The sequence below is a fragment of the Streptomyces clavuligerus genome (assembly GCF_005519465.1).
Classification (GTDB): Bacteria; Actinomycetota; Actinomycetes; order Streptomycetales; family Streptomycetaceae; genus Streptomyces; species Streptomyces clavuligerus.
On the sequence record NZ_CP027858.1, the window covers coordinates 6,314,298 to 6,330,270 of the forward strand.

The 15,973-nt window shown below is 73.3% G+C and carries 12 protein-coding genes; 6 read left to right on the plus strand and 6 right to left on the minus strand.

The annotated features are described in order from the left end of the window. Positions 1–194 precede the first annotated feature (194 nt). A complete protein-coding gene (locus tag CRV15_RS26560; RefSeq protein WP_003959441.1) occupies positions 195–2,075 on the minus strand; it encodes a DUF2334 domain-containing protein in 1,881 nt (626 codons plus the stop codon). Positions 2,076–2,706: 631 nt separating this feature from the next. On the opposite strand from CRV15_RS26560, the gene CRV15_RS26565 reads away from it, so the two are divergent. From CRV15_RS26565 to CRV15_RS26585, 5 genes are all read left to right on the plus strand, one after another. Next, on the plus strand, positions 2,707–3,948 hold the full coding sequence (locus CRV15_RS26565) for a glycosyltransferase family 2 protein (protein WP_003959440.1): 1,242 nt from the start codon (positions 2,707–2,709) through the stop codon (positions 3,946–3,948). A gap of 279 nt (positions 3,949–4,227) precedes the next feature. Beyond that, positions 4,228–5,586: a non-hydrolyzing UDP-N-acetylglucosamine 2-epimerase gene (gene wecB / locus CRV15_RS26570; protein ID WP_009995272.1), complete on the plus strand. Its 1,359-nt coding sequence runs from the start codon at positions 4,228–4,230 to the stop codon at positions 5,584–5,586. Then, complete coding sequence (locus CRV15_RS26575; RefSeq protein ID WP_003959438.1) at positions 5,583–6,311, plus strand: 3-keto-alpha-glucoside-1,2-lyase-like domain-containing protein; 729 nt, start codon at positions 5,583–5,585, stop codon at positions 6,309–6,311. The genes wecB and CRV15_RS26575 overlap by 4 nt, the downstream gene beginning before the upstream one ends. Before the next feature lie 317 nt (positions 6,312–6,628). Further along, complete coding sequence (locus CRV15_RS26580) at positions 6,629–8,146, plus strand: FUSC family protein (RefSeq protein WP_009995271.1); 1,518 nt, start codon at positions 6,629–6,631, stop codon at positions 8,144–8,146. A 111-nt stretch (positions 8,147–8,257) separates the two neighbouring features. Next, the gene (locus tag CRV15_RS26585; RefSeq protein ID WP_003959436.1) at positions 8,258–9,310 is read left to right on the plus strand and encodes a lactonase family protein; all 1,053 of its coding nucleotides are present in this window, start codon (positions 8,258–8,260) and stop codon (positions 9,308–9,310) included. Between the two features lie 117 nt (positions 9,311–9,427). Here the strand turns inward: CRV15_RS26585 and CRV15_RS26590 are convergent, their stop codons facing one another. The 4 genes from CRV15_RS26590 to CRV15_RS26605 form a co-directional block, all read right to left on the minus strand. Then, on the minus strand, positions 9,428–10,348 hold the full coding sequence (locus CRV15_RS26590) for a sirohydrochlorin chelatase (RefSeq protein WP_078564392.1): 921 nt from the start codon (positions 10,346–10,348) through the stop codon (positions 9,428–9,430). A gap of 151 nt (positions 10,349–10,499) precedes the next feature. Continuing rightward, positions 10,500–11,597 carry an N-acetylglucosamine kinase gene (locus CRV15_RS26595; RefSeq protein WP_003959434.1) on the minus strand — a complete coding sequence of 366 codons (1,098 nt, stop codon included), beginning with the start codon at positions 11,595–11,597 and terminating at the stop codon, positions 10,500–10,502. Beyond that, complete coding sequence (locus tag CRV15_RS26600; protein ID WP_003959433.1) at positions 11,594–12,274, minus strand: uracil-DNA glycosylase; 681 nt, start codon at positions 12,272–12,274, stop codon at positions 11,594–11,596. Before CRV15_RS26600 ends, CRV15_RS26595 begins: the two co-directional genes overlap by 4 nt. Positions 12,275–12,363: 89 nt before the next feature. Then, complete coding sequence (locus CRV15_RS26605) at positions 12,364–13,728, minus strand: FAD-dependent oxidoreductase (RefSeq protein WP_009995265.1); 1,365 nt, start codon at positions 13,726–13,728, stop codon at positions 12,364–12,366. Positions 13,729–13,919: 191 nt separating this feature from the next. Here CRV15_RS26605 and CRV15_RS26610 point away from each other — a divergent pair, with 191 nt between their 5' ends. Further along, a complete protein-coding gene (locus CRV15_RS26610) occupies positions 13,920–14,849 on the plus strand; it encodes a DUF6214 family protein (protein ID WP_009995264.1) in 930 nt (309 codons plus the stop codon). Between the two features lie 231 nt (positions 14,850–15,080). Here CRV15_RS26610 and CRV15_RS26620 read toward each other — a convergent pair whose 3' ends face one another. After that, on the minus strand, positions 15,081–15,788 hold the full coding sequence (locus tag CRV15_RS26620) for a DUF305 domain-containing protein (protein WP_003959430.1): 708 nt from the start codon (positions 15,786–15,788) through the stop codon (positions 15,081–15,083). Between the last annotated feature and the right edge of the window lie 185 nt (positions 15,789–15,973).

Sequence of the window (15,973 nt, forward strand, 5' to 3'; positions counted from 1 at the left end):
CCCGGTGCCGCGGCGAGCCCGGTGCCCCGGTGGAACCAGTGAACCAGCGGCCCCGGTGCCCCGGTGCGCGAAGGGGAACGGCCGGGGCCGCCCCCGGTCCGCCGCACGGCGGACCGGGAACGGCCCCGGGTGGTGCGTATGTTCGGACGGACCGGTGATCCGGCGTCAGAGGACGGCGGACCGGTGGTCCGGGATCAGGAGAGCAGGCTCTCCGGGCTCACGAAGGTGTACCCCAGGGCCTGGATGCCCTCGACGATCGTCTTCAGCGGGGCCACGGTGTGGAACGGGTGGTAGTAGAAGCTGGCGAAACCGTCCCGCACCGCCAGGTTGGCCTTCGCGTTGGCGATGAGGTCGGCCTCCAGGCGCGGCGGGTTCTGGTTGGACGCCACCGGCTCGTAGCTGCCGATGTTCTCCGGGAGCACCTTGGTGCCGTAGACGTCGGTCACCGGGTACGGGAAGAACTGGCCCAGGTAGCGGGTGGAGTCCACCGGCTGGCCGGTCAGCGTCCCGGCGAAGTACAGCGAACGCTCCAGACGGGCGGCGTAGTTCTGCGAGAAGACCCGGTAGTCGGTGGCGGAGCCCGCGTAGTGCGGGGTCGTCCAGAGCTTGGCCCGCGGCAGACCGGCACGGGTGAACTCGTTCAGCCCGGCGTCCACCCGGCCCTGCGCCCAGGCGGTGGAGTCCTCGGCGACCGGACCGTCGTAGACGACGTGGTTGTTGGCCGGATTCACATGGGCCCGGAAGAACTCGAAGTCGGCGCCGGTCACTCCGTTGTACGGGTTGTCGACATTGCCGTACTGGTGGGTGTAGCCGTGGTTCATCAGTACGGCGCCGTTGGCCAGCATGTACTTGATGGTGTTGACGAGCGCCGGGCGCTGCTGGAGCCGGACCGTGCGCGGTATCCCGTTGTTCTCGGAGCCCTTGGGGTCGCTGTAGACCGGGATGACGTTGATGCCGTAGGCGATGTTCTGCGACTTCAGATAGTCGGCGATCGCCCGCAGCCGGGTGGTGTCGGAGAGCGGGTTGATGTCCTCGATCCGGATCAGGGCCCGGTGCTGCTCGGCGGTCTGCGGCGCCAGCGCGTCGAAGAGCAGGTCGTGGATGGCGACGACGCGGTCGGCCTCGGAGACGAAGGTGAAGGGCAGCTCACCGATGTAGGTCAGGTTGCCGGAGCGCAGTGCCCACGGGAAGCGCTTCTCCACACCGCCGTCGGTGTCGACGGCCGTGGCGACGACCGTCGGGTCCGGGTAGCCGGGGCCCTGCTTGATCAGCGGCCGGAGGATGCCGGGGTCCTGGCCGTCCGGAATCCTGCGGGTCAGGGTCTGGCCCTTGTACTCGACCTTGCTGACCCGGCCGATGCCGGCACCGTTGTCGTAGTACGAGTTGGTCGGGTCCCAGCCGTACTTGAACTCGAACTCCTGGAGGCTGATGGAGTGCGCCATGTTCCAGATGTTCTGGCCCATCCAGATCACCGGGCGGTCGGAGAGCAGCACATCCAGGTAGAAGTCCTGGGGCACGGCGTCCGGAAGGCTGGCGTTGTAGTACGTGGAGCCGATGTAGACCGTCGTGTCGAAGGTCTCGATCATGCCGGAGGTGTACTCCTGCACCGGCTTGGACGTGACGGTCCCGAACCGGCCACCGAGGTTCGCCATGCCCATGGCGTACAGCTCACCGAGGTGTCCGAACGGGCCCGCGTTGTCGTACAGGACCAGGGCCTTGGCCTGTCCCGGAGGCGCCGCCTGCGCCTTCGCCCGGGGCCTCGGAGCCGCCTCGGAGCGCAGCTTTTCGAGCTTCTTCACGGTCTGCTGGACACCCGGGCTCCGCACGCCCCGCTGGGTGGCCTTCTGCGCTCGGCGCTCGGCGTCCGCCTTCAGCGCGGCACTGGCGATGGCCTTGGTGTTCTGCCCCTGAATCCCTGACGTGTGCGCCAGGTTCGCCGACCCGCCGACACCGCCGAGGCCATCCCGCGCCGCCGCTGTGCCCGGCGTCAGCAGACCGCCGCCTAACAGGGCCGCGACGCCCAGGGCGATGAATGCCGACCAGGCCGGCCGTGTTCTTCTTCGGGGTTGACTCATGACTTTCTGGCCTTCCTCGGTTTTGTGGTCCCGCAGGGTGTAAGTGCGTGTGAGTACAGAGAAAACAAGACGCTGAGAAGGCTGCGGATCATGGCTGAATCACGACGGAACAAGTCATGGAAGAGTCATGTCCGAGCCTCCACAGAACTCCACAATCGGATTCCTGGGCTCAACAGCCCGGGATTCTTCTGACCGCTCCGCCCCGGTGTCAATGGGGCCTCCGGTCCCGCTCCGCCGGACGGACGACTTTGACGTAAAGCTTGATCCTTGAAATTTTCACCATCAGAACACCTCGCCCCCATGTGTCTGGTACTTTCCGTAGGCGCGCAGAGGCTGGCCCGTGTGGGGACGTGCCCGCCACTTCTGCGCCCAGGGAAAATGGGGGGACCATGTACGGTAGGTCTGCTTTGGGGTCAGTGCTGCCCTTGGCCGGTCTGGTGGTCGCCGCTCCGGCCGATATACCGGGCCTCCCGGTGGCCAGGGCCTTACAGGCGACCGCGGGGGCTGGATTTCTTCTGTACTGCCTGGTGATCCTGGGCCTCTTCGTGGCGCGTTTCCGGTTACGCGTCGCCCCCGCACCATCGGATTCCGGCCCAGCCGGACGAGCCGCCAGGGGCAGGGTGGGTCACTCGTGAACGCCGACCCCCTCATATGGGCCAGCATCCTTCTGATTGTTCTGGCCGGAACCTATAACTTCGGGCTCTTCCTGCTCTCCCGCCGGAAGGTGCCCCTCGCTCCCCCCAGCGGGGAGCAGCGCTTCTACGTCTTCCTCCTCGCCTGCCTCAATGAGGAGATGGTGCTCGGCGACAGCCTGGCGCGGATCACCGAACTCCCCGCCGAGAACTGTGTCGCGCTGGTCATCGACGACGCGTCCGACGACCGGACCGCCGAGATCGCCCGCGCCGCCGACCCGGACCGGGTCTGGCTCCATCAGCGGCATCTGCCCGACGCCCGCCGCGGCAAGGGCGCCGCCCTTAACGACGGCGTACGGCTGCTGCGCGCGTCCGGGCTGCTCGGCGGCCGTGATCCGCAGGATGTGATCATCTGTGTCGTCGACGCCGACGGCCGCCTGGACCGCCATGTCATCGAGGCGGTCGACCCGTTCTTCAACGACCCGTCCACCGGCGCCACCCAGATCGGCGTCCGGATGTACAACCGTGAGAAAGGGCTGCTCGCCCGGCTCCAGGACATGGAATTCGTCGTCTACGGCGATGTCTTCCAGAGCGCCCGCCGGTTCATCGGGAGCGTCGGCATGGGCGGCAACGGCCAGTTCATGCGGCTGTCCGCCCTGGACTCGCTCGGCGAGAACCCCTGGAGCGACAGCCTCACCGAGGATCTCGACCTCGGGGTACGGCTGATCGCCAAGGGCTGGACCAACCAGTACTGCCCCACGGCGGCCGTCTCCCAGCAGGCCGTCCTCGATGTACGGCGGCTGGTGCGCCAGCGCTCCCGCTGGTTCCAGGGCCATCTCCAGTCGGCCGATCTGGCGCCGCTGATCCTGCGCGATGTCCCCGGGCGGGCGGCGATGGACCTGATCTACCACCTCTCCAGCCCGGTGCTCATCCTGCTGACCTCGCTGCTGCCGCTCTCCTTCCTGGTCGCCGTCCTCGGCACCGTCGCCGGTTCGGTCGCCCGGGGTGAGCCGATGGTCGACGTGATGTGGTTCGCCGGGCCGTATGTGCTCTCCTTCACCGTGGCGTGGATCTACGGCTTCGTCTACCGCCAGCGGGAACGCACCCTCCGCCCCCTCCAGGCCGCACTGCTCGGCCACGCCTTCGTCTTCTACGGCTACATCTGGTTCGCCGCCGGGTGGATGGGGGTGTGGCGGACCGTCACCGGCAAGACCACCTGGCTGAAGACGGCCCGCAGCTGAGCCGTACACCGGGCCGCCGCGCCGGTGCCCCCGGCGCGACCGCCGTGTCGTACCCGTTCGACCGCACCGTTCTGCGCCACGCTGAGCACCACCGACCGGACACCGCCGCTCGCGGACCACCGTTCGTGCACCACCGTTCAGGCGTCACCGCTCGCGCACCACCGTTCCCGCACCGCTCTTCCCGCACCGTCGTTCCCGCACCGCCGTGGTGCACCACCGCGCCGTCGCACCGCCCGCGTCCTCGCACGGGCCGTGCCCCAGCCCGTACCGAGGAGACCCGTGTCCTTAAGCGACAGACCCCAGCCGTCCACGACGACGTCCGTCCCGCACGGCGGTGCGATCCGCGCCCTGCTGGTGCTCGGCACCCGGCCGGAGGCCATCAAACTGGCCCCGGTGGTCCGGGAGATGGCCGCGTCCGCGCGGTTCCAGCCGCTGGTGGTGACCACAGGTCAGCACCGGGAGATGCTCCAGCAGATGCTGGGCATGCTCGGCGTCGGGGTGCGGACGGACCTCGCGGTCATGCGTGAACGGCAACTGCTGTCGGAGCTGACCGCGCGTCTCGTGGACGGCCTCGGGTCGGTGATCCGGGCCGAGCGGCCCGATCTGGTGGTCGTCCAGGGTGACACCACCACCGCGCTCTGCGGCGCGCTCGCCGCCTTCTACGAACGGGTCCCCGTCGCCCATGTCGAGGCCGGGCTGCGCACCGGGGTGCCGGACAACCCCTTCCCCGAGGAGCTGAACCGCCGGCTGATCGGCCCCGTGGCCCGCTGGCACTTCGCCCCGACCCCCCGCGCCGCCGCCCATCTGCGGGCCGAGGGCGTGGCCGGGGAACAGGTGCTGATCACCGGCAACACCGTGGTCGACAATCTGCTGTGGGTCCTCGCCGAAGGGACGGGGAAGGACGCGTTCCGCACCGACCGCCGACGGGTCCTCGTGACGCTGCACCGCCGCGAGAACCAGGGGGAGCGGATGCGTTCCATGGGCGCGGCCCTGCGCAGACTGGCCGACCGGGGTGATGTGGAGATCGTCCTTCCGCTGCACCGCAGCCCGGCGGTCCGCGACGCCCTGCTGCCGGAGCTGGCCGACTGCCCCGGGGCGACCGTCGTCGACCCGCTCGGCTATCTCGACTTCGCCGCCACCCTCGCGGGCTGCGACCTCGTCCTGACCGACTCCGGCGGGGTCCAGGAGGAGGCGCCGAGCCTCGGCAAGCCCGTCCTCGTCCTGCGGACCACCACCGAACGGCCCGAGGCGGTGGAGGCGGGGGCCGCCCGGCTGGTGGGCACCGACCCCGGGACGATCCTCGCCGAGGCCGTGCGGCTCCTCGACGACCAGGACGCCTACCGGCGCATGGCCCGCGTGGCCAACCCCTTCGGCGACGGCCACGCGGCCGGACGCATCGTGGCCCGGCTCGCCGCCGACCTCTCCGGCCCCGGCACCCCGGCCGGAATCCACGGCTCCGGAGTCTCCGCCGACCTCTCCGGCCCCGCTGGTCGCGGCGCGGCCGACCCCGCCGGTCACGGCGCGTTCGTCCCCGGCCCGGGCGCTGCCCCCGGCGACGGGCGCCCCCTGGACGACTCCGCAGCCACCCCCGCGCCCGTGCGCGACGAGCGGTCCGGCCCCTACGATCCACGACCATGACCTCCGCACTGTGGCGCGGCGGACGGCGGGTCGGCGGGGCGCTGCTCGCCGTCGTCCTGGTGATGACCGCCGGACTGGTGATGTCCGGCCTGTGGGAGGACGAGCGGCGCACGCTCCTCGTCGAGCCCTGGAAGGACGGCCGGGTCTACGGCCCCTGGCGCTCGGTCTTCCACGGCTACGGCACCAACACCGGCGGCGCGGACGAGCTGACGCTCACCCCCTACCGGGCCGTCGACCGCTCCCGCACCCATGCCGGGCTCGTGGTCTCCACCGCCCGCCACGGGCGCCTCGACTACAGCGCCCGGATGCGCACCGCCGAACAGCTCCGCGCCCCCGACCCCAACCCCTGGGAGGTGGCCTGGCTGGTCTGGGCGTACACCGACCCCGAGCACTTCTACTATCTGGCCCTCAAACCCAACGGCTGGGAGCTGGGCAAGAGGGACCCGGAGTACCGGGGCGGCCAGCGCTTCCTCGCCACCGGCCTGCCCCGGTTCGCCGTCGGGGAGTGGTCGCAGGTGCGTGTCCGGCAGAGCGGGGCCCGGATCACGGTGACGGTGAACGGCGACCGGGTGGTGTCGTTCACCGACCGTGAGAGGCCCTACACGGAGGGCAGTGTGGGCGCGTACACCGAGGACGCGCTCGCCGAGTTCCGGGACATCACCGTCTCCGCCGGGGAGCCCGGCACCGGCCCGGAGGAGAACCGGCAGCTCCCCGCCCGGCGCTGAGCCGCAGGCCCACAGAGCCCCGTGAGGCCCCTGTGACCGGTGGGTGCCGGGACGATCAGTGGGACCCCTGAGGCAGGCGTTGTACAGAGTCCCCCAGCGTGCCGGAGTGGGCCGAGAGCACTGGTGTGGGCAGAGTCGCACAGGAGACGGTTGAGTCCACGGGCCTCCCAATGTTTTCATGGACGGGTCAAAGGCGCTGCGGATCTCGCGGCGCTTTTTCCATGTCCGCACGGACGGCCCGCACACCCCGCGAACGCCGTCGCGCGCGGGTCACGGCGGCCGGGAGACCCCCGGAAGGCCCAGAAAGGACGGCATGCGTGCTCAGACGGTGGTTCGTGGCTCCTGACCCGGGGCGACTGCGGCTGCGCGCCGCCGCCCGGGCCGTCCTCGGCATCGCCCTCGCCGTGCTGGGATGCGCCCTCGCGGGCCTGCCCCTGCCCGATGTGATCACCGGCGGCCTCGTCGCCCTGCTCGCCCTCTTCACCGTCACCGACGCCACCGTCCGGGCACAGGCGCTGACCACGGCGCTGCTGCCCGCAGCCGGTGTCCCGGTACTGGCGCTCGCCACCCTGCTCCAGGGCCAGCCGCTCGCACGTGACCTGGCCTTCCTCACGGTCGCCGTCGCCGCCGTCTACGCCCGCCGCTGGGGCGCCCGGGGCCACACCCTCGGGGTCTTCGCCTTCATGACCTACTTCGTGGCCCAGTTCCTGGCCGCCGTTCCCGGGGACCTGCCCGGGCTCTACGGCGCCATGGCCATCGGGCTGGCCGCCGCCTCGGCGGTCCGCTTCGGCCTCTGGTGCTACGAGCGCCGGCTGCCGCCCGCCGCCCTGCCCGCCCCGCCCGCCGTCCCCGGCCTGGTCGGGATCGCCACCCGGCAGTCCGTGCAGGTGGCGGTCGCGGGCGCGCTCGCGCTCGGCCTCGGCCAGCTCCTCTCCCAGGACCGCTGGTACTGGGCGGTCGGCGCCGCCTGGTGGTCGTTCGTCAACACGACCTCCCGCGGCGAGACCCTGGTCCGCGGAGCGCGCCGGGTGCTGGGCACCGTGATCGGCGTCTCCGCCGGACTGCTCGCCGCCGTCCCCGCCCACGGCTCCCTCCCGGCCACCGCCGTGCTGAGCGCCGTCTGCGTCTTCGGCGTCTTCTACACCGCGGCCGTCTCCTACACCTGGATGATGTTCTTCGTGACCGTCCTGGTCAGCCTGTTGTACGGAATCCTGGGCGCACTCGACGGCCCGCTGCTCGCCCTGCGGGTGGCCGAGACCGGGCTCGGCGCGCTCTGCGCCGCCTTCGCGGTGGCCCTCATCCTGCCGATCACCACCCACTCCACCACCGACGCCTGGATACGGCAGGCCGTGGCCTGTGTGCACCACTGCACCGCCGAGGCCGCCGCCCGGCTCACCGGCTCCGCCACCGCCGACCCGGCCCCGGGCATCGCCGAGCTGGAGGCCCTGCTGGGCCGGGTACGGCTCTCGCTCGCGCCGCTCGTGCACCCGCTCAGTCCGCTGCGCGCCCGCAAGGCCCGCGCCCTGCGGGTGCTCGCGCTGCTCGATGTCTGCGTCCGGGAAGTCCGCGGACTGGCCTCGGTCGCCGCCGACCCGGCCGCCTCGCACGACGCCCGGCAGGTGGCCGCCGCCTGCCGCCGGGTGGAGGCCGCCGTGCACGCCCTCGTCCCGCAGGCCGCCGGGCGGCCCCCGCGGCGGACCGCCGAGGAACCGGCCGTGGCACAGCCCACCGGCACCGAGGCGGCGCTCGGACATCTGCACGCGCTGGAACGGGCGCTCGCCGATCTCGCCGCGCCGCTGCTCAGCTCCCCGCGCGCGCCGCTCGCGTCCCTCTGAGCCGCCGCCCCCCACGGGCTCCCTCCCCTCCCCAGGGGGCTGCGGGCTGGTCTAGACCGCTGCTACGGTCGGCCGGACAGCGAACGATCAGTCAGGGAACGAGGGAACACTGTGGGCGACACGACCACCGGACGGGCCTTCATCGGCTCGTTCACCTCGGCGGGCGGCCGGGGGATCATCGCCGCCGACGTCGACGCGGAGACGGGCGCGCTGACCGCGACCGGGGTGAGCGACGCGCTCGCCGACCCCTCCTATCTGGCGCTGGGGCAGAGCGCGGCGGGGCCGGTCCTCTACGCGGTGTCCGAGGGCGACGAGGGCGCGGTGGGCGCCTTCGCCCTGAGGGACGGGGGCCTCGCCCCGCTCGGCGGGCCGGTCCCGGTGGACGGCTCGGGCCCCACCCATCTCGCCGTCCACGACGGCCATCTGCTGACCGCGAACTACGGCTCCGGCAGCGTCAGCGTGCTCCCGCTGGCCGAGGACGGGACGATCGGCCCGGTCCGCTGCGTCGTCCGGCACGAGGGCTCGGGACCCGACCCGGACCGCCAGCGCGGTCCGCACGCCCACCAGGTGCTGCCCGACCCCAGCGGGCGCTGGGTGCTCGCCGTGGACCTCGGCATCGACGCGGTCCTCGTGTACACGCTCGACCGGGCGACGGGCACCCTGACCCCGCACGGCAGGACCGCGCTCCGGCCCGGAACGGGGCCGCGCCATCTGGCCTTCCACCCGGCGGGCCGGCACGCCTATGTCCTGAACGAGCTGGAGCCGACGCTCACCGTCTGCCGCTGGGACGCCGCCGCGGGGGTCCTGGAGCCGGTCGGCGAGGTCCCCCTGCTGCCGGAGGACGGCGCCGCGGGGCGCGTCTACCCGTCCGAGGTCGTCGTCGCCCCCGACGGGCGGCGGCTCTGGGTCGCGCTCCGCGGGCACGACAGCGTCGCGGTGCTGGACCTGGACCCGAGCGGTGAACGGGCGGACCCGGTCACGACCGTGCCGTGCGGTGGGCGCTGGCCCCGGGACCTCGCACGGGACCCGGCGGGGCGGCGGCTCTACGCGGCCAACGAGCGCTCCGGGGAGGTCGGCTGGTTCACGCTCGACCCCGAGACGGGGGTGCCGCGGTGGGCGGGCTCCCTGGACGCCCCCGCGGCCTCCTGCGTGATCTTCACCTGACGCTCCGGCGTCCCGGTGCCCGGCCCTCCGGGAGAACGGCCGGGACCGGGGTCCGGCCGGGGCCGGGGCGCGCGAAGCGGCGGCCGGGCCCGGTGGATCGGGCCCCGGCCGACGGGGTCAGTGCGTGGGCAGACCCTGCTGCCGGGGCGTGATCCCCAGCAGCGTCGTGTACTGCGACAGCACCAGCTTGCCGATGGCCGGGTACGCGCCCAGCGCCTCCGCGGTGGAGCAGCCCGCGTCCTTCATCCCCGCCTCCAGCAGCCCCTCGGGCAGCTCGGGGCCGATCAGGTACGGGGCGAGGGCGAGCTGCGCCGAACCGGAGGAGCGGAGCTGGTCCGCGACCGAGGCGACGGAGCCCTCCTGGTCGAGCGCGGCGGCCATCACGGGCACCGCGAGCCGCGCGGCCAGCAGCATGCCGGTGATGCCCGCGGCCTGCACGGCCTCCTCGCCGCCCACGGTCGCCAGGATGATGCCGTCGGCGGCGGTGGCCACGGTGAACAGCCGGGCCCGGTCGGCACGGGCGAGACCGGCCTCGGAGAGCCGCACGTGCACCGCCTCCGCGAGCAGCGGGTGCGGGCCGAGGACATCGGTCAGCTCGGCCTGGGTGCCGCTGTCCGCGACGGCCGCGGCGATCCGCTCCATCAGCGCCTTGTCCGGGCCCGCGAGCAGCGGGACCACCACGGCGGCCGGGCCCTCGGGCGCCGCCACCTCACGGCCCGCCGCCAGCGCGATCTCGTACCGCTCGGTGCGCCGGGCGGCCGTCCGGGCGAGGACGCCCGCGACGGACGCGTACTCGGACTCGTCGCCGTCGAGGTGGCCGACGGCGACCTCAAGCCCCGGAAGCTCGGAACGGGCGATGCTGACGGTCTCCTCGGCGAGCGCGCGCGACGCGGGGGAGGGGGCACCCGGGACGGCGAGCACCAGCGCGGGCGCACCCTCGGGAGCGGCCACGGGTTCCGGGCGGCGGTGCCGTCCTGACTGTCGGGGACGCGGCATTCGTACAGGCAGGCCGGGTGCGGGGCCATTGGGGGAGCTCATGGCGCCGCATGCTACTGGCTTTGCGGTCGGGACTGTTCGGGGAGGGGGTGGTCGCGTGCCATCTGTCCGCATTTCATCCGATAGAAGGTCAAGGAGATCTGCGTCCAGTAGGTGATATTCACCCTTGTGGGGGATGTGCCCTCGCTGGCTCCTATGCTCCCGATTCCATCGGGACATGAAGCAGTGTCGGATGCCGCGGAAGCAGCAGAGATCCGGACGCGAGTGCCGAGGCCAGTACCAGTGCTCCGTCCAGCGGGTCCCCCGCCGCCGGTACGAGACGCGCATACGGCAGACGCCGGGACAACTCCTCCCGCAGCGGTACGAGAAGAGGTGCGCCCATCCGGAACAGACCACCCGTCAGCGCGACCTCCGGCGGTCCGACGGCCGCCACCGCGACGGCCCCCGGGGCGCCCCCCGCGAGCGGCCCGCCCGCGACAACCCGCCGACCTGTCGCGGACATCGGCGCGCCCCTGGGGACTTCCGGGCACACCGCCCCGGCGGCCTCCGCGACATGACGGGCCGCCAGCGCCAGGATCCGTGCCGCCACCGCGTCCCCGTCCGCCGCGCACCGGCCGACCTCCGGCGCGAAGGACGCCAGCACCGCCGGACGGTCCGGCCGCGGATACACCCGGTCCGGCAGCTCCCGGGCCGGGCCGAAGGCCGACTCCGCCGCCGCCAGCAGCGCGGGCGAGCCGCCCTCCCGTCCGTCGTGGGCCCGGAGCGCCGCCTCAAGACCGGCCCGGCCGATCCAGGCGCCGCCCCCGCAGTCGCCCAGCAGATGACCCCAGCCGTCGGCCCGCCGCCAGCGGGTCAGATCCGTGCCCAGCGCGACCATGCCGGTGCCCCCCGCCACCACGGCGCCCGGACGCTGGCCCAGCGCGCCCGCGTACGCGGTCACCGCGTCGGAGGCCAGCGCCACCCGGCCCACCCCCAGCAGCCTCGCCAGCGCCCCGGGCACCTCGGCGCGCAGCCGCTCCCCGAGGCTCGCCATCCCGGCCGCGCCGACCGCCACGGCCACGGGCGGACCGCCCCCCGGGTCCGCGTCCAGCAGGGCCCGCGCCATCGGCACCACCTGCTCCAGCAGATGATCCGCGTCGATACCGCCGGGCCCGGTCCGCACCGGCTCCGAGGAACGCAGCGTCCCCGGAGCCGGTGGCGCACCCGCCCGGCGGGCGGCACCGGCGTCGGCCAGCGCCACCCGCAGCCCCGAGCCCCCGGAGTCCACCCCGAGGACCCGGGCACCGGTCACGGCAGCCGCCAGTCGACCGGACCCGCCCCCTGGCGCTCCAGGAGCTCATTGGCCCGGCTGAAGGGACGCGAGCCGAAGAAGCCCCGGTCCGCCGACATCGGCGAGGGGTGCGCGGACTCGATCGCGGGCAGCTCCCCGAGCAGGGGCCGCAGATTGCGCGCGTCCCGCCCCCACAGCACCGACACCAGCGGCTTGCCCCGGGCCACCAGCGCCCGGATGGCCTGCTCGGTGACCTCCTCCCAGCCCTTGCCCCGGTGGGCGGCGGGCTTGCGGGGCGCGGTGGTCAGCGCCCTGTTGAGCAGCAGCACCCCCTGACGGGTCCACGGGGTGAGATCGCCGTTGGACGGCCGGGGGTGTCCCAGATCCGCGTGCATCTCGCGGAAGATGTTGTCCAGGCTGCCCGGTACCGGCCGGACGTCCGGCGCCACCGAGAAGCTCAGCCCCACCGCGTGCCCCGGGGTGGGATAGGGGTCCTGACCCACGATCAGGACGCGCACCTCCTCGAACGGCTGCTGGAAGGCGCGCAGTACATGAGCCCCGGCCGGGAGATAGGTACGTCCCGCGGCGATCTCCGCGCGCAGGAAGTCGCCCATCTCGGCGATCCGCCCGGCCACCGGCTCCAGGGCCTCGGCCCAGCCCGGCTCGATGATGTCCTTCAAAGGTCGTCGTGCTGTCACGGGGCGTCACTCTACTGGTGCAACGGCACTCCCGGTGGGCACCGCCCGTACCATCCGTTCCTCCGGGGTGGCGGTCCCGGGTCCCGGCGTCACGGCCCCGCCGCCGCCAGCAACCCCGGCCAGTCGGGGATCTTGACCGTCCCCCGCCCCAGCCGGTGCCCCAGCGTCGCCTCGGCGGCCACGATCGCCTCCCACCCCGCCCAGCGCACCGGGCGGTGGCCCGCAGCCCGCAGCTCCGCCAGCGGATCGTCCGCGACGCTCCGCCGGGCGAGCGCCCCGGCGTCGTCGAGGAGCGAGGCGACCGTCTCCTTGGCGCACGGCCGGTTGCTCCCGATGACCCCCGTCGGACCCCTCTTGATCCATCCGGCCACGTACTCGCCCGGGGACGGGGCGCCGTCGCGCACCACCCGCCCCGCGGCGTGCGGCACGGTGCCCCGCCGGGTGTCGAACGGGAGCCCCGGCAGCGGCACCCCCTGGTAGCCGACGGCCCGCAGCACCAACTGCGCCTCGATCTCCTCGTACGCCCCGGTGCCCCGCACCCCGCCCGCCCCGTCGGGCCCGGTCCGTTCAAAACGCACCGCGCCCACCGCGCCGTCCCGCTCCAGCAGTTCCACCGGACGGAGGAAGAACCGCACCCGGACACGGCACGGGTCCCGGCCCTCGTCCGCGCCCCTCGCCCCGCGGGCCGCCCAGTCCCGGACGACGTCGAGATTGCGGCGGACGGCCGCGGGCAGCGCCGCGGCCACGGAGGCATCCGTGTACGCCGGGTCGAGCGCGAGGTCGGCCGGGTGGACCCGGACCGCCGCGGCCGGAAGCGCGCCCAGCTCCCGCAGCTCCTTGGTGGTGAACCGGGCCTGGGACGGGCCGCGCCGGCCGACCATGTGCACCTCGCGCACCCCGCTGCGCGCGAGCGCGGCGAGCACCCCCTCGGGCATGTCGGTGGCGCGCAGCGCCCCGGGCTCGCGGGCGAGGACCCGGGTGACGTCCACGGCCACATTGCCCGCGCCGATCACCACCGCCGAACGGACCGGGAACCCGAAGCCGTCCCCGGGGGCGTCCGGGTGGGCGCTGTACCAGGAGACGAAGTCCGTGGCCGAGCGGCTGCCGGGCAGATCCTCGCCGGGGATGCCGAGGCGGCGGTCCCGGGCGGCCCCCACGCAGTAGACCACCGCGTGATAGAGGCCGAGCAGTCTGCGGGGGCACAGGCCGTGGGCGCCGACCTCGACATGGCCCAGGAACTCGATCCGCTCGTCCTCCAGCACCGTGCGCAGATGCTCCTGGAGGGACTTGATCTTCTCGTGGTCCGGGGCGACGCCGTAGCGCACCAGCCCGTACGGACAGGGCAGCCGGTCCAGCACATGCACCCGGACGTCCGGCACCCGGCTCTGCCGGACGAGGCCCTGCGCGGTGTAGACCCCGCTGGGGCCCGATCCGACGACGGCGACGCGCAGCACGGCGGCTCTCCTTCCCGCGGGCTCCCCGCGACGGCCCGCGAGCACGCGTGACGTCCGGTGACGTCCCGCGGGGACGGTTCCGGCATCCCACGGCCGCCCCGGCCGGTGCGCGGTGCTGAGCCGGGAGGGTGCCGTGCACGGAGGGAGTGCGTGCCGCGGCACCACCGTTCGGATGGACCGGTTACATATGAATGGTGCAAGAAACGACGTTTCTTAATGCCAATGATCAGTATGATCCCGGCAGCGCGCTGCCCTATCCCGCCATCTGGGAGATCCAGGGGCACGGCACCGTCTCGGCCGACCCGGCCCGGGAGTGCGGCGGGGCACCGGAGACGGCCCCGTCCACCGGGGGCGCGGCCCCGCTCTCCCGGTGGTTCGACGTCCGGCTGACCTTCGCGGACGGCACCCGGCTCGACGTCCTCGCGGTGGTGGCGGGCGGCCGGCTCACGATCGAGGAACTGCGGGCCGATCCGCCGCTGCCGCTGCTGGGGGTCACCGTTCTGGCCCAGCGGATCGGCAGGCCGCTGGAGGACGCCTGCCGGGCGGCTGCCCGCCGTCCCCGGCGCACGGTACGCCCCACCGGCCCCGCGTCCCCCCGGCAGGCACACGAGGACATCGTCCCCGCCGTGGAGCACCCGGCGCCGTCCGCGCGGGCGGGCGCCGGGTGCGTCCCCGCCGCCCCGGACGTCCCCGCCGCCCCGGCGGACGGGGACGCGGAGCCCGTGGTGAACGCTCCGGGGGATTCCGGGCACCCCGTGGTGCGGCCCGTCGGCCCCGAAGGCCCCGGCGGTGTCGAAGCCCCTGACGCCGCCGGGGGCGCGGGGCCCGCGAGACCTTTCGACGGGCCGCCGCGCCAGGGTGACGGGGCCCGCGCCGTCCGGGGCGGGCGCCGGGCCCGGACCGGGGTGCCGCGGGGCCGGGCGGGACGGCGGATCGCCGCCGACGCCTACCGCGCCGCTCAGCGCAACGGGACCGATCCGGTGCTCGCGGTGATGAGCGCCACCGGCCGCAACCGCCGCAGATCGCTGCGGCTCATCGCCGGAGCCCGCGAGGACGGCCTCCTCACCCCGCGCCGCCACCGCCGCCCGGGCCCCCGCCCCCGGGAGGCCACCGGCTCCTAGGGAGTGTCGTCGAAATAGCTTCGTCCGTCCGGAGGACGGGCGGTGCGGCGCATGGTGCGTGCAGATGCAAGGCGGAGGAGGGAGTCCATGCGGAGCATCGGCGACTGACGACAACGCGGCAGATGTGCGTGCAAGGCGTCGCGACGCAGACGGGATTTTGACGACACGACCTAGGCCCTCTCGTCCGTATCCCGCCGGGCCCGTGTGTCCGGCCCGGTCCGGGCACAGGGCCTAGATCTTGCCGAAGCTCCGCATCCGGTTGATCTCTACCGTCTGACTGGCGACCACGTCGTTCGCCATCTCCTCCACACGGACGTTGTTGCCGTCCGTCAGCGCCTCCGTGGCCATGGTGATCGCCCCCTGGTGATGGGTGATCATCAGCTTCAGGAAGAGCTTGTCGAAGGACGCCCCCCGGGCCTCCCGCAACTGCGTGAGCTGGGCGTCGGTCGCCATGCCCGGCATCGCCCCGCCGCCGTGGCCGTCATGGCCGCCGTGCCCGTCGCCGCCCTTGGCGGGCTTCTGGCCGTGGCTGCTGAGCCAGCCCTCCATCGCGCCTATCTCGGGCTTCTGCGCGGCGGATATGCGTTCCGCCAAGCGCTTGACGCGGTCGGTACCGGCCCGCCCCGGCACCAGGTCGGTCATGGTCAGGGCCTGCTGGTGGTGCTCGATCATCCGGTGCGCGTAGGAGATGTCGGCGTCGTTGGGGGAGTCGTCCGGGAGCGCCTTCCGTGCCTCGTCCGCCGAGAGCGTCCTCGCCGGTTCGCCCGGCTTGCCGGGAGCCACCACCGAGCCGGTGGAGCCGCCGGACGGCTTGGCCGACGACGCCTTGCCGGAGGAGCCGGAGTCCGACTCGCAGGCGCCCAGCGCGAGTACGGCCGCGGCGGCGACCACCGCGATGACCGGTCCGCGCGTACCTCTGGCCGAGCGGCGATGGAACACGGTGATCTCCTGTGTGTCTTGGGGTGTTTGACGAGTGTTTGTGATCTTTCCTAGCACGGATTTGATCGATCGCGATCAAAAACTCTTATTACATGTCTGTTGCCATCTGTTGAGATGTGCATGCTAGGCAAGATACTGCCGTGGTCCGTGCATCCGTTTGACAACGAACGGAACCACAGGGAGGA

Excerpts from the sequence above, each read along its gene's own strand:
- CRV15_RS26560 (WP_003959441.1), bottom strand. The coding sequence starts at position 2,075 with ATGAGTCAACCCCGAAGAAGAACACGGCCGGCCTGGTCGGCATTCATC.
- CRV15_RS26575 (WP_003959438.1), top strand. The coding sequence starts at position 5,583 with ATGACCTCCGCACTGTGGCGCGGCGGACGGCGGGTCGGCGGGGCGCTG.
- CRV15_RS26590 (WP_078564392.1), bottom strand. The coding sequence starts at position 10,348 with ATGAGCTCCCCCAATGGCCCCGCACCCGGCCTGCCTGTACGAATGCCG.
- CRV15_RS26610 (WP_009995264.1), top strand. The coding sequence starts at position 13,920 with ATGGTGCAAGAAACGACGTTTCTTAATGCCAATGATCAGTATGATCCC.